The sequence below is a fragment of the Halobaculum rubrum genome (assembly GCF_019880225.1).
In the GTDB taxonomy this organism is placed as follows: domain Archaea; phylum Halobacteriota; class Halobacteria; order Halobacteriales; family Haloferacaceae; genus Halobaculum; species Halobaculum rubrum.
Map to the genome: position 1 here is coordinate 419,941 of NZ_CP082284.1, position 12,157 is coordinate 432,097.

Genomic DNA, 12,157 nt, shown 5'->3' on the forward strand with positions numbered 1-12,157 from the left:
GCCCGTCGACTCGTACCCCCTCAGGCGTCGCGGTGGCGGTTCAGCCGGTCGCGGAGGCGCTTGGCGGCCTGCCCCGACGCCTTCGCGAAGCTCTCACCGGCGTCCTCCCCCGCGAAGAGTATCCCCCGCGAGGAATTGACGAGGCCGACGCCGTCGGCGAGGCCGTGCTCGACGGCCGCCTCCGCGTCGCCGCCCTGCGCGCCGACGCCGGGAACGAGGAACGGCAGATCGGGGACCTCCTCGCGCAGTTCCTCCAGTTCCTCGGGCGCGGTCGCGCCCACGACGAGCCCGACGTTGCCGCGCTCGTTCCACAGGTCCGCCAGCGCGGCGACTCGGCGGTACAGCGGCTCGCCGGAGGCGAGCTCCAGGTCCTGCAGGTCCGACCCGCCCGGGTTGGAGGTGCGACAGAGGACGAACACGCCCTTGTCCGGCTTTGAGAGGAACGGCTCCAGCGAGTCGCGGCCCATGTACGGGTTCGCCGTGATCGCGTCGACGTGCTCAAGCAGCTCGGCGTACTTCCGGGCGGTGTTGCCGATATCGCCCCGCTTGGCGTCGAGCAGGACGGGAACGTCCTTGCCGTGGGCGTACGCGACCGTCTCCCGCAGACTGCGCCAGCCGTCGGCGTCCTCGTAGAAGGCGGCGTTGGGCTTGTAGCAGGCGGCGTACTCGTGGGTCGCGTCGATGATCCGACGGTTGAACGCCCACCGCGGGAGGTCCTTCTCCAGCAGGTGTTCGGGGATGCGGTCGATGTCGGCGTCGAGGCCCACCGAGACGACCGTGTCGCGGGCCTCGATGCGCTCGCGGAGGCGCTGGAAGAAGGCGTTGAGTTCTGTCATCGCCGGCGGTTCGACGCGGGGGAGCAAAACGGTTCCCGGTTCGGCCGACGCCGGAGCCACGCGGTTCGGGTCGTTCGTGACTCGCGTTGTCGCGTCCGGGGCAACAGGGTGTCGACGTGGGGTTCGGGGGGCCCCGTCAGTCCGCGGGCTCGGCCGACGGCGACGCCTCGGGGTCCGCGGGCGACACGCGCGCCAGCCGGCTCGCGTTCGCGGTGACGCCGACGGTCATGCCCGCGTCGCCCGCGAGGACGGCGAACCAGATGGGGACGAGGCCGAACGGCACCGCCGCGGCGAGAGCAACCTTCGCCGCGAGGCTGGTCCAGACGTTCTGGCGGATGACCGCGTTCGCGCGCTCGGCGAGCGTCCGGAGGTACGGCAGCGTCGAGAGGTCGTCCGCCAGCAGCGCCACGTCCGCGGTTTCGAGGGCGGTGTCGGTGCCGGCGGCGCCCATCGCGATCCCGACCGTCGCGGTCGCCAGCGCGGGCGCGTCGTTGACGCCGTCGCCGACCATCGCCACGCCGTCGTGCTCGTCGAGCAGTTCCTCGACGGCCGCGACCTTCTCGTCGGGGAGCAACTCCGCGCGCACCTCGTCGATCCCCACCTCGCGGCCCACCGCGCGGGCGGTCCGCTCGTTGTCGCCGGTGAGCATCACCGTGCGGGCGCCCGCCTCGCGGAGCCGCTCGATCGTGCGCTTCGCCTCGGGGCGGATCTCGTCGGCGACGGCGATGACACCCTCCAGATCGTCCTCCGCCCCGACGAGCACGACCGTCTTCCCCTCGGCCTGGAGCTCGGGGACCGTGTCCGAGAGGAGGTCGAGGCAGTTGTTGCGCTCGCAGATCGCGCGGGAGGTCCGGGTGACGACCCCGCCGTCGGTGGCGGCGTGGACGTGCGAGAGGTCGAAGCCCAGTTCCGAGAAGAGCCCGGGCTTGCCCGCGTAGTGGGGTGTCCCGTCGAGGCTCGCCCGCACGCCCTTCCCAGTCACCGCCTCGAAGTCGTCGACCGCGCGGTCGTCGACGCCGGCCGCCTCCGCACGCTCGACGATGGCGTCGCCGATGGGATGCTCCGAGCGGAGTTCGAGGCCGCGGGCGCAGCGGAGCACGTCCTCTTGGGAGTTGTCGCCCAGCGGAACCACGTCGGTGACGGTGAGCTCGCCCCTCGTCAGCGTGCCAGTCTTGTCGAAGGCGACCGCCTCCACGTCGCCCATGGCTTCCAGATGGGTGCCGCCCTTGATCAGGACGCCGTTGCGGGCGGCGGAGGTGATGCCGGAGACGACCGTCACCGGAGTGGAGATGACGAACGCGCACGGGCACGCCAGCACGAGGAGCGTGAGTCCGTAGAGAACGTACGTCTCCCACGCCGCGCCGACGGCCAGCGGGGGCCCGAGTGCGACGATCAGGGCGAAGCCGACGACCATCGGGGTGTAGTAGCCCGCGAAGCGCTCGACGAACTGCTCGCGCTCGGAGCGCTCGCCCTGGGCGGCCTCGACCATGTCGACGACCTGCGAGAGGGTGTCCTCGCCGGCTTCGGTCGTCACCTCGACCTCCAGGTAGCCGCCCTCGACGATGGTGCCGGCGAACACCTCGTCGCCGGACGCCTTGTCGACGGGGACCGACTCCCCGGTGACGGGCGCCTGGTTCACCGCGCTCGTCCCGTCGGTGACGGTGCCGTCGCGGGGGATCCGCTCGCCGGGCCTGACGACGACCGTCTCGCCGACGGCGACCGCGTCGGCCGGGACGACCTCCTCGTCGCCGTCGCGTACAACCGTCGCCTCCGTCGGCGACAGCTCCATCAGCTCGCGGAGGGAGTCGCGCGCGCGGTCCATCGCCGCTCCCTCCAGCAGTTCGGAGACGGAGAACAGCGTCGTCAGCGTCGCCGCCTCGAAGTACAGCGGTTCGTCGAAGCCGACGCCGGCGGCGACGGCGCCGAGGATGGCGACGCTCATCAGCAGGTCGATGTCGAGGCTGCGCCCCCGCAGCGAGTAGTAGCCGTTGCGGAAGACGGTGACGCCGCCGACGGCGACGGCCGCGAGGTACGCCAGGTCGCCGACGCGCACCGCGCGGCCGAACAGCTCGACCGCGAGGCCGGCATCCGCGGGCGCGAGGGGGTTCGCGAGCACCAACCCGATCCCGGTCAGCACGGCCGCGAGGTACGTCGCGTAGGCCCGTCGGCTCCGCCACACCGAGCGCTCGTCGCCGGCGGCGTCGCCGTCCTCGTCGAGCGACGTGGAGACGACCTCGTAGCCGGCCGACTCGACTGCCGAGACCAGGGCCGGGAGGGTCGTCGCGTCGGGGTCGAATCGGAGGAGCACCCGCCCGGTCGTCGGGTGGGCGTCGAGGTCGCGCACGCCCCGGACGCCCTCCAGCGCGCCCGTCACCTTGCCCGCACAGGAGGCACAGTCCATCTCCGGCACCGACAGCGTCACCGATTCGAGGTCGTCCTCGACGGCGTAGCCCGCGTCCTCGACGGCCGCGACGACCGCCTCGCGGTCGACGGTGCCGTCGGTGGCGACCGAGAGCCGCCCGATCGTCGGGTACGGGTCGACGTCGGCGACGCCCGCGACTCCGGAGACGCTCCCCTCCACCTTCGACGCACAGGAGGCACAGTCCATGTCCGGCACCGCGAGGTCGAACGAGGCGACGTCGTCCTCGTCGCCCTCGTCGGCGCCGGCCGCCGTCCCGGAGCCGTCGACGGGAAGGGCTCCGTCGACGGTATCGTCGTGAGTCATGGCCTGTTCGGCGGTAGCGCCCCCTCAGTTATTAACCTGACTGCCGCTAGCGGCCGTCAGATTGGTCGTTCTTACTAACGAGTCGAGGCTGAGTTATTATTCCGGGTCGCTCCGGGCGGGACGACCGAGCGCACGTTCGACGGCGTCGACCTTCTCGTCGGCACGCTGGCTGCGCGTCCGCTTGTCGTCGATCTTCAGGAACGTCGAGACGCGGTCGCCGTCGACCGCGTTGTGTGCGGCCGTCACGGCTGCCATGAGTTCCTCGATCTCGGCGGCCTCGATCACGGTTCCCATCGGGTTCGTCTCGTACTCGACGTCGAACTCGTCGAGCGCGGCGACGGCCTTCGCGACCTCGCCCGCCATACTCCCCTCGACGACCGGTGCGACGCTCAGTAGGGCGATGACTGTCACGACCGCGGGTTCGGCGTCCCCGAAGAAAAGCGATCCCCCGCGGGTCGCGACGGGGACGAACCGGAGCCGGCGGGAACCAGTGATATGGGTGTCGCTCGCGCGTCTACCGGGGGATGTTCGACACGTACGCCGTCAGGTCGGTCGTGGAGACGACGCCGACGACGCCGCTTTCCCCGTCGGTGACGGGCATGTGGTGGAACCGGTGGTCCAGCATCGTCGCGGCCACGTCCGCCAACGAGTCGCCGGGGTCGGCGGTGACGAGGTCGGTGCTCATGTACTCGGAGACGGGCGTCTGATCCTTCGGCTGTCGCTCCGCGACGATCTGCACGAAGTCGGTGTTGGTGAGGATGCCACGGAGCGTGCCGTCGTCGTCGACGACGATCACCGAGCCGATACCGCGCTCCATCATTCCCGTCGCGGCGTCCTCGACCAGCGCGTCGGGGGAAACGGTGTAGAGACTCTCGGACATCACCTGCGCGACGAACACGTCGTCTAGATCGTCCATTTGTATTCGGGGATCCGTCGGGGGCGGAATAAGCGTTGATGTCGCGGGACCCGGGAGACACCCGACCGCGGGACGGCCTCACGAGGCCCCGCCTCGTTCGTCGGTGGTCGTCCGAGCGGCTGCGCCGACGGGGAGGTGAATCACGACGAGACCGGCGCGATCGCGGCTCGCGAGGCGGTGTTCGGTGTGAACCTCGGCGACGGGGATCCGGCGGTACACCTTTTCGGCGGTCGCCCGTACTGAGGCCATGGCGATCGAAGCGACGTTCACCGCGACCTCCGGTGAGTTCCCGCTGGCTGCCGTCTTCTCGAAGTTTCCCGCCGCCGAGATCGAGTTGGATCGCGTCGTTCCGACGGACGAGTTCATCGTTCCGTACTTCTGGGTTCGGGAGGTCGAACTCGAGAAGATCTCGATGGAGAACGTCACGCACCCGGGCATCCACGACATTCGGGTGGTCGACAACGTGGACGGGGCGGCGTTCATCCGTATCGACTGGGACTTAGCGTACGAGAGCGTCCTAACGGCGATCATCGAAACCGACGTCAATCTGATCTCCGCGCTCGGGAAGGAGGACCGTTGGTCGTTCGAATTTCGGGCCGAGTCACGAGAGGCTCTGGCCGACTTCCAGTCGTACTGCCGAGCCCACGACGTTCCGCTCGAGCTCACGAAGCTTCACGCGCTCTCGCCGTTGGAATCGGGCCGGGAGTACGACCTGACCGACGCACAGCGCGAGGCGATGACGGTCGCGTACACGCTGGGGTATTATGATTCGCCGCGAGCGGCGACTCGTCGGGACGTCGCGAACGAACTCGGGATCTCGCCGCAGGCTGTCGGGGCTCGGCTGCAGAGAGGAACTCGACGGTTACTCTCGAGCACGCTCATGCGGGTTTCGGGGCAATAGTATATAAATACACTTCGAGCGAAACGGCCAGACACATCCTGCCGGCTCTCGTATTCGCAGTGTGAAACGCGTACTTAGAACCGACGAGGAACCCACAAACGAAACAGGACGAGCGACGGAACGCGGGTCGAGTCGGGACCTGACGGACACTGCGGTCATTGACGAGTTCGAGGAACACGGGGGACTCTACCGCGTGAAGTACGACACCGTTCAAGCGACGCCGAGTTTCGCAGTCGTCACGGTCGTCTCGCACATCACCGGGAGAGACTCGGTGGATCTCGACCCGTTGTACGAGAGCATCGATGGCGACGCATTGGATACGCTGTGTACCGCTGATGCGTCCTCGCTCACCCGACTGACTTTCCGGTATAGTGGATTCGAGATCACGGTCGGAACCGATGGCGTGATCGGGGTAGTGACGGGGTGAGTGGCTCAGCGATCGTTCACGTCGGGGTCCCGCCCGGGAGAACGAACCGGAGCGAACACCGAGCGAGATGCCCGTCGACCAAGACGGGGGCTCGGTCCGTCCATCCACAGGTTGATCTCGAGCCTCGAGCGGGACCGGCGATGCCGACCTCGTCGTCCCGACGAACGCGAACGGGTCAGCGAGTGTGAGACACCCGTCGTGTCGTGGGAGGTAGCGACCAACAGTCGACAGACTCACCGACCGGTGACGTGATCGATGCTGAAACTGTCCGCGAGAAACGCCGATGCACTGGCGGGGATTTGAACCCCGGTTGTGACCATGGCAAGGTCACGTGATACCACTACACTACCAGTGCGTACCTGCATCCGGGCGCCGTCTCCGGCTTTCTCCCGGTGCGCATTCACCACTAACGGCAGGGTCATATATAAATCCGTTCCTCCGGCGGCGCCGTGTGGGAACGTCCCGTGTGACCCGGACCCGCTTCGGATGACGCCACGTGGCACGTGAGTGGTTCGCACGTGAAACGCCGGTTGACGGGTGTGTGAAGCCGTGACGCCGGGGGGTGCGATTCAACACCCTTTTACGCCGCGGCTGAGGAAGGACATAGTACAGTCCGGTGCAGCGACAATGAACGGAACGACGCTCGACGTGCTCGTTCCGTCGTCGCTCGTCCGGGAGGCCGAGGACGGCCGCGAGGCCACGCGAAAACTCGGCTACGTCGCCCGCGCGGCGACGGTCTTCCGGGCGGACCGGTTGGTCGTCTTCCCCGACCGGGAAGGCGAACGTCGCAGAGGCGGCGAGTACGTCCGAACCGTGCTGGAGTACTGCGCGACCCCCGCCTACCTCCGGAAGGAGGTGTGGGAGAAACGCGACGAACTCCGGCACGCCGGCGTGCTCCCGCCGATGCGGCCCGCTCGCTCCGGCCCCGACGGGTCGGAACTACGAGAGGGAATCGTGACCGAGGTCGGACCTGAAGGCCGCGTTCGGGTCAATTGCGGAACGCAACACCCGATCTCCCTGCACGCGTCTCCCGGACGGGAGTACGCGGAGGGGGAGCGCGTCACCGTCAGGGTCTCTTCGAGAGAACCGGTCCGTGCCCGCCTCACCGACGACCCCGCACCGGGGTTTCGGGTGGCGGGCGCGGACTTAGAGGACGCCCTCGCCGCCGCCGAAACCGCGATCGCCACGTCGCGACACGGACGCGAACTGTCCGTGTCCGGCCTGGCGGACGTGCGTACACGCACGCGCGACACACACGTCGCCGTCGCGTTCGGCTCGCCCGGCAGGGGGCTCCCGGCCATCCTCGGCATGGACGCCGAGGATGTCCCGGTCGACCCCGACGCCACGGACGGCTCGGGGTTCGACCTCTGGCTCAACGCGATTCCGCGACAGGGAAGCGAGGTGGTGCGGACCGAAGAAGCGATCTTCGCCGCGCTCTCGCCGCTCACACTCACGGAGTAAGCCAAACACAATGCCACAACCAAGCAGACCACGCAAGGGTTCGCTGGGCTTCGGCCCGCGCAAGCGCGCGAGCAGCGAAGTCCCCCGCATTCGCTCGTGGCCCGAGGACGACGGCGCGGCCGGCGTCCAGGGCTTCGCGGGCTACAAGGCGGGCATGACCCACGTCGTGATGGTGAACGACGAATCCGACTCCCCGCGAGAGGGGATGGAGGAGTCCGTTCCCGTCACGGTCGTGGAGGTGCCCCCCATGCGGGCGGTCGCCCTGCGAGCCTACGAGAACACGCCGTACGGACAGAAGCCGGTCACCGAAGTGTGGGCCACCGAGTTCCACGATGAACTCGACCGCACGCTCGATCTGCCGGCCGAGAACACCTTCGAGGCGGACGCCGAGGAACTTCGCGAACTGGTCGACGACGGCGTCGTCGACGACCTCCGGTTCATCACGCACACCGAGCCGGCGAAGCTGTCGAACGTCCCCAAGAAGAAGCCCGACGTGATGGAGACGCGTGTCGGCGGCGCCTCGATGGACGAGCGCCTCGAGTACGCGCTCGATCTGGTCGAGGACGGCGGCGAACACGAGTTCGGCGACGTCTTCCGCGCCGGCGAGTACACCGACGTCTCCGGCATCACGAAGGGGAAGGGCACCCAGGGCCCCGTCAAGCGCTGGGGCGTTCAAAAGCGGAAAGGCAAACACGCGCGGCAGGGCTGGCGGCGCCGGATCGGTAACCTCGGCCCGTGGAACCCCTCGCGCGTTCGCTCGACGGTCCCCCAGCAGGGGCAGACCGGCTACCACCAGCGCACGGAGCTCAACAAGCGGCTCATCGGCTTCGGCGAGGGCGACGACGCCTCCGTCGACGGCGGCTTCAAGGGCTACGGCGAGGTGGACGGCCACTACGCGCTCGTGAAGGGCTCGCTGCCGGGCCCGTCCAAGCGCCTCCTGCGGCTCCGACCGGCTATCCGGCCGAACGACCAGCCGCGCCTCGACCCCGAGGTGCGCTACGTCTCCACCGAATCGAACCAAGGATAATGAAGGCAACAGTACGAGACCTGAACGGCGACGAGAGCGGGGAGATCGACCTCCCCGACGTCTTCGAGACGGAGTTCCGCTCGGATCTGATCCGGCGGTCCGTCGTCGCCGCGCAGGCAAACCGGAAACAGGCGTACGGCGCCGACGAGTTCGCCGGCCTCCGCACTCCCGCGGAGTCGTTCGGCTCCGGCCGCGGCATGGCCCACGTGCCCCGTTCGAACGGGCAGGGTCGCCGCGTCCCGCAGACCGTCAAGGGCCGCAAGGCCCACCCGCCGAAGGCCGAGAAGGACCAGACCAAGAAGGTGAACGACAAGGAGCGCAAGCTCGCGACGCGGTCGGCCATCGCGGCCACCGCAGACGCAGAGCTGGTCGCCGAGCGCGGCCACGCCTTCGACGAGACCACCGAGCTGCCGCTCGTCGTCTCCGACGAGTTCGAGGAGCTCGTCAAGACGAGGGAGGTCGTCTCCTTCCTCGAGGCCGTCGGCGTCGCCGACGACATCGAGCGCGCCGACGAGGGGCGCACGATCCGCGCCGGTCGCGGGACGACCCGCGGTCGCAAGACGCGCGAGCCCAAGTCGGTGCTGTTCGTCACCAGCGAGGAGCCGTCGAAGGCGGCGCGCAACCTCGCGGGCGCGGACGTGGCGACCGGTCGCGAGGTGAGCGTCGAGGACCTGGCGCCCGGGACGCACCCCGGTCGCCTGACCGTCTTCACCGAGAGCGCGCTGGAGGAGGTGGCCGAGCGATGACCTTCGTCGCACGCCACGCGAGCGACGAGGTCACGGCGGTCACCGGAGGTGACCGCAGATGAGTTCGGTCATCCACCACCCGCTCGTCACCGAGAAGGCGATGGACGAGATGGACTTCGAGAACAAGCTCCAGTTCATCGTCGACATCGACGCGGCCAAACCCGAGATCGCCGACGCCGTCGCCGCGCAGTTCGACGTGGGCGTCGAGTCGGTCCGGACACAGATCACGCCGCAGGGGACCAAGAAGGCGACCGTCGAACTCGACGAGGACAGCGACGCGCAGGAAGTCGCCTCCCGGATCGGGGTGTTCTGATAATGGGACGCAGAATTCAGGGACAACGACGCGGCCGCGGCGGCTCGACGTTCCGAGCGCCGTCGCACCGGTACAAATCGGACAAACAGCACAAGAAGATCGCGGAGGACGAAGCGGACACCGTCCACGGCGAGATCGTCGGCATCGAGCACGACCCCGCGCGGTCGGCGCCCATCGCGGACGTGAAGTTCGAGGACGGCGACCGCCGCCTCGTGCTCGCGCCCGAGGGCATCACCGTCGGCGAGACGCTGTCGGTCGGCGTCTCCGCGGAGATCAAGCCCGGCAACACGCTGCCCGTCTCGGAGATCCCCGAGGGGGTTCCCGTGTGCAACGTCGAGTCCAAGCCCGGCGACGGGGGCAAGTTCGCCCGCGCCTCCGGCGTCAACGCGACGCTGCTCACGCACGATCGCGACGTCGCGGTCGTCCAGCTCCCGTCCGGGGAAGTCAAGCGGCTCAACCCCGACTGCCGCGCGACCGTCGGCGTGGTCGCGGGCGGCGGTCGGACGGAGAAGCCGTTCGTGAAGGCCGGGAAGAAACACCACAAGATGCGCAGTCGCGGGACGAAGTACCCGCGCGTCCGTGGCGTCGCGATGAACGCCGTCGACCACCCGTTCGGTGGCGGCGGCCGCCAGCACCCCGGACAGCCGAAGTCCGTCTCGCGGAACGCTCCGCCGGGCCGGAAGGTCGGCGACATCGCCTCGAAGCGAACCGGTCGAGGTGGCGACAGATAACATGAGTTCGGAATACCGCACCGGTCGCGAGGGTGAGTTCACCTACCGCGGCCACACGCTCGACGAGCTGCAGGCCATGGAGCTCGACGAGGTCAAAGCACTGCTTCCCGCCCGCGCGCGGCGAACCATCGACCGAGGACTCGGGGTCCAGCAGCGGAAGCTGCTGGAGAGCGCCGAGGACGCCACGGCCGAGGAGACGGCGAACGATCCGCTCCGGACGCACGTCCGGGACATGCCGATCGTGCCGTCGTTCGTCGGACTCACGTTCGAAGTGTACGACGGAAGTCACTTCGAGCGCGTCGAGGTGGAGCCCGAGATGATCGGCCACTACCTGGGCGAGTTCAACCAGACTCGCAACTCCGTGGAACACGGTCAGGCCGGCATCGGCGCGACCCGGTCCTCGAAGTTCGTGCCCCTCAAGTAACAATGGGAATCAGCTACAGCGTCGACGCCGACCCGGAGACCACCGCCAAGGGGATGCTCCGCGAGCGGCAGATCAGCTTCAAGCACAGCAAGGCCATCGCCCGCGAACTGAACGGCGAGACGGTCGCCGACGCCGAGGAGTACCTGCATGCGGTCATCGACGGGGAGCGCTCCGTCCCGTTCCGCAAGCACAACACTGGCGTCGGTCACCGCTCGGACATCGACGGCTGGGACGCCGGCCGCTACCCCGAGAAGGCCTCCAAGGACTTCCTGAAGCTCCTTGAGAACGTCAGTAACAACGCCGACGAGCAGGGGTTCGACGGCGAGTCGATGACGATCAAACACGTCGCCGCCCACAAGGTCGGCGAGCAGCAGGGCCGCAAGCCCCGAGCGATGGGTCGCGCGAGCGCCTGGAACACCCCCCAAGTGGACGTCGAAATGATCATCGAGGAGGACACGTAACATGGCGGACGAGCACCAGTTCATCGAGGACGGGCTCCGGCGGAGCCAGATCAACGAGTTCTTCGAGGACGAGCTCGGTCGCGCCGGCTACGGCGGGATGGAGGTCGCGAAGACGCCCATGGGCACACAGATCGTGCTCAAAGCCGAGAAGCCCGGCATGGTGATCGGCAAGGGCGGGAAGAACATCCGCAAGGTGACCACCGAGCTCGAGGAGCGCTTCGACATGGACGACCCGCAGATCGACGTCCAGGAGGTCGACGAACCCGACCTCAACGCGAAGATCGTCGCGGACCGTCTCGCGAACGCGCTCGAGCGCGGCTGGTACTTCCGCCGCGCGGGCCACACGACCATCGACCGGATCATGGACGCGGGCGCGCTGGGCGCCGAGATCGTCCTCTCCGGAAAGGTCACGGGGGCCCGCTCGCGCGTGGAGAAGTTCAACCGCGGCTACATCAAGCACAACGGCGAGCCCGCCGAGGAGGTCGTCGACGAGGGCCAGGGCGTGGCCGTCATGAAGCTCGGCACCATCGGCGTGACCGTCAAGATCATCCCGCCGGGCGCGGTGCTGCCCGACGACTTCGAGATCGCCGAGGACGCCGACGCGCCCGAGGTCGAGCAGGCCGCCGCGTCCGGCGAGGGCGTCGAGGACCTGCTGGCCGACGTGGACGACGAGGCGGTTCCGGAGACGGAGCCCGACATCCCCGGCGGAGACGAGGACGTTCCCGAGGCCGACCCCGAGGACGTCATCGACGAGGACGTGGTCGAGGAGGTCATCGAGGCCGACGACACCGACGACGGCGACGCGGCGGAGACGGCCGAGCCGTCCGAGGCGGACGAGCCCGAGCTCGACGACCTCGACGAGGACGTCGAGTCGGAGGCCGAGGACCTCGTCGCGGAGATGGAGAGCGATGAGGACGACGAGCCGGGATCGGCAGACACGGACGACGCGGACGAGGAGGAGGAGTAACCGATGGCGATCCTTCACACCCAAGAGATCCGCGACATGACGCCCGCCGAGCGCGAGGCCGAACTCGAGGAGCTCGAGACCGAACTGCTCAACGCGAAGGCCGTGCAGGCGGCCGGCGGCGCCCCGGAGAACCCGGGGCGCGTCGGCGAGCTGAAGCGCACGATCGCGCGGACCAAGACGATTCAGCGCGAGGAAGGCGACCTGGACGACACCGACGAATAA

At 68.7% G+C, this 12,157-nt stretch carries 15 protein-coding genes and 1 tRNA gene; 11 read left to right on the forward strand and 5 right to left on the reverse strand.

The window, feature by feature from the left end:
* Nucleotides 1-20: 20 nt before the first annotated feature.
* The 4 genes from pyrF to K6T25_RS02180 form a co-directional block, all read right to left on the reverse strand.
* Nucleotides 21-836, reverse strand: a complete 816-nt coding sequence (pyrF, locus tag K6T25_RS02165) for an orotidine-5'-phosphate decarboxylase (RefSeq protein WP_222916105.1) — start codon at nucleotides 834-836, stop codon at nucleotides 21-23.
* Between the two features lie 136 nt (nucleotides 837-972).
* Nucleotides 973-3,561 (reverse strand): heavy metal translocating P-type ATPase, encoded by a 2,589-nt coding sequence (locus K6T25_RS02170; protein ID WP_222916107.1) that lies wholly within the window; start codon nucleotides 3,559-3,561, stop codon nucleotides 973-975.
* A gap of 96 nt (nucleotides 3,562-3,657) precedes the next feature.
* Complete coding sequence (locus K6T25_RS02175; protein WP_222916109.1) at nucleotides 3,658-3,972, reverse strand: MTH1187 family thiamine-binding protein; 315 nt, start codon at nucleotides 3,970-3,972, stop codon at nucleotides 3,658-3,660.
* 103 nt (nucleotides 3,973-4,075) lie between these two features.
* Entirely contained in the window at nucleotides 4,076-4,477 is a 402-nt protein-coding gene (locus tag K6T25_RS02180) for a CBS domain-containing protein (protein WP_222916111.1), read from the reverse strand.
* A 247-nt stretch (nucleotides 4,478-4,724) separates the two neighbouring features.
* On the opposite strand from K6T25_RS02180, the gene K6T25_RS02185 reads away from it, so the two are divergent.
* Together K6T25_RS02185 and K6T25_RS02190 are read left to right on the forward strand one after the other, a co-directional pair.
* Nucleotides 4,725-5,378, forward strand: coding sequence for a helix-turn-helix domain-containing protein (locus K6T25_RS02185; RefSeq protein ID WP_222916113.1), 654 nt, complete (start codon nucleotides 4,725-4,727; stop codon nucleotides 5,376-5,378).
* A 61-nt stretch (nucleotides 5,379-5,439) separates the two neighbouring features.
* Nucleotides 5,440-5,805 (forward strand): HalOD1 output domain-containing protein, encoded by a 366-nt coding sequence (locus K6T25_RS02190; protein ID WP_222916115.1) that lies wholly within the window; start codon nucleotides 5,440-5,442, stop codon nucleotides 5,803-5,805.
* 284 nt (nucleotides 5,806-6,089) lie between these two features.
* Here the strand turns inward: K6T25_RS02190 and K6T25_RS02195 are convergent.
* A tRNA-Gly gene (locus K6T25_RS02195) sits at nucleotides 6,090-6,160 on the reverse strand.
* A gap of 272 nt (nucleotides 6,161-6,432) precedes the next feature.
* Between K6T25_RS02195 and K6T25_RS02200 the strand changes: the two genes are divergently transcribed.
* From K6T25_RS02200 to rpmC, 9 genes are read left to right on the forward strand one after another with little or no spacing between them, the layout of a single operon-like run.
* On the forward strand, nucleotides 6,433-7,266 hold the full coding sequence (locus tag K6T25_RS02200; RefSeq protein WP_222916117.1) for an RNA methyltransferase: 834 nt from the start codon (nucleotides 6,433-6,435) through the stop codon (nucleotides 7,264-7,266).
* Between the two features lie 10 nt (nucleotides 7,267-7,276).
* Nucleotides 7,277-8,293: a 50S ribosomal protein L3 gene (locus K6T25_RS02205; protein WP_222916118.1), complete on the forward strand. Its 1,017-nt coding sequence runs from the start codon at nucleotides 7,277-7,279 to the stop codon at nucleotides 8,291-8,293.
* Nucleotides 8,293-9,039 carry a 50S ribosomal protein L4 gene (gene rpl4p, locus K6T25_RS02210; RefSeq protein WP_222916120.1) on the forward strand — a complete coding sequence of 249 codons (747 nt, stop codon included), beginning with the start codon at nucleotides 8,293-8,295 and terminating at the stop codon, nucleotides 9,037-9,039. The genes K6T25_RS02205 and rpl4p overlap by 1 nt, the downstream gene beginning before the upstream one ends.
* A 58-nt stretch (nucleotides 9,040-9,097) precedes the next feature.
* Entirely contained in the window at nucleotides 9,098-9,352 is a 255-nt protein-coding gene (locus K6T25_RS02215; protein ID WP_222916122.1) for a 50S ribosomal protein L23, read from the forward strand.
* A gap of 2 nt (nucleotides 9,353-9,354) precedes the next feature.
* Complete coding sequence (locus tag K6T25_RS02220) at nucleotides 9,355-10,083, forward strand: 50S ribosomal protein L2 (RefSeq protein WP_222916124.1); 729 nt, start codon at nucleotides 9,355-9,357, stop codon at nucleotides 10,081-10,083.
* Between the two features lies 1 nt (nucleotide 10,084).
* Nucleotides 10,085-10,507, forward strand: coding sequence for a 30S ribosomal protein S19 (locus K6T25_RS02225; RefSeq protein ID WP_222916126.1), 423 nt, complete (start codon nucleotides 10,085-10,087; stop codon nucleotides 10,505-10,507).
* Nucleotides 10,508-10,509: 2 nt separating this feature from the next.
* A complete protein-coding gene (locus tag K6T25_RS02230) occupies nucleotides 10,510-10,968 on the forward strand; it encodes a 50S ribosomal protein L22 (protein WP_222916128.1) in 459 nt (152 codons plus the stop codon).
* 1 nt (nucleotide 10,969) lies between these two features.
* Complete coding sequence (locus K6T25_RS02235; protein WP_222916130.1) at nucleotides 10,970-11,935, forward strand: 30S ribosomal protein S3; 966 nt, start codon at nucleotides 10,970-10,972, stop codon at nucleotides 11,933-11,935.
* Between the two features lie 3 nt (nucleotides 11,936-11,938).
* Nucleotides 11,939-12,157: a 50S ribosomal protein L29 gene (rpmC, locus tag K6T25_RS02240; protein WP_222916132.1), complete on the forward strand. Its 219-nt coding sequence runs from the start codon at nucleotides 11,939-11,941 to the stop codon at nucleotides 12,155-12,157.

What these genes read in the sequence shown, in the direction of transcription:
- pyrF (WP_222916105.1), bottom strand. Translation starts at nt 836, where the DNA reads ATGACAGAACTCAACGCCTTCTTCCAGCGCCTCCGCGAGCGCATCGAG.
- K6T25_RS02170 (WP_222916107.1), bottom strand. Translation starts at nt 3,561, where the DNA reads ATGACTCACGACGATACCGTCGACGGAGCCCTTCCCGTCGACGGCTCC.
- K6T25_RS02180 (WP_222916111.1), bottom strand. Translation starts at nt 4,477, where the DNA reads ATGGACGATCTAGACGACGTGTTCGTCGCGCAGGTGATGTCCGAGAGT.
- K6T25_RS02185 (WP_222916113.1), top strand. Translation starts at nt 4,725, where the DNA reads ATGGCGATCGAAGCGACGTTCACCGCGACCTCCGGTGAGTTCCCGCTG.
- K6T25_RS02200 (WP_222916117.1), top strand. Translation starts at nt 6,433, where the DNA reads ATGAACGGAACGACGCTCGACGTGCTCGTTCCGTCGTCGCTCGTCCGG.
- K6T25_RS02205 (WP_222916118.1), top strand. Translation starts at nt 7,277, where the DNA reads ATGCCACAACCAAGCAGACCACGCAAGGGTTCGCTGGGCTTCGGCCCG.
- rpl4p (WP_222916120.1), top strand. Translation starts at nt 8,293, where the DNA reads ATGAAGGCAACAGTACGAGACCTGAACGGCGACGAGAGCGGGGAGATC.
- K6T25_RS02215 (WP_222916122.1), top strand. Translation starts at nt 9,098, where the DNA reads ATGAGTTCGGTCATCCACCACCCGCTCGTCACCGAGAAGGCGATGGAC.
- K6T25_RS02220 (WP_222916124.1), top strand. Translation starts at nt 9,355, where the DNA reads ATGGGACGCAGAATTCAGGGACAACGACGCGGCCGCGGCGGCTCGACG.
- K6T25_RS02225 (WP_222916126.1), top strand. Translation starts at nt 10,085, where the DNA reads ATGAGTTCGGAATACCGCACCGGTCGCGAGGGTGAGTTCACCTACCGC.
- K6T25_RS02230 (WP_222916128.1), top strand. Translation starts at nt 10,510, where the DNA reads ATGGGAATCAGCTACAGCGTCGACGCCGACCCGGAGACCACCGCCAAG.
- K6T25_RS02235 (WP_222916130.1), top strand. Translation starts at nt 10,970, where the DNA reads ATGGCGGACGAGCACCAGTTCATCGAGGACGGGCTCCGGCGGAGCCAG.
- rpmC (WP_222916132.1), top strand. Translation starts at nt 11,939, where the DNA reads ATGGCGATCCTTCACACCCAAGAGATCCGCGACATGACGCCCGCCGAG.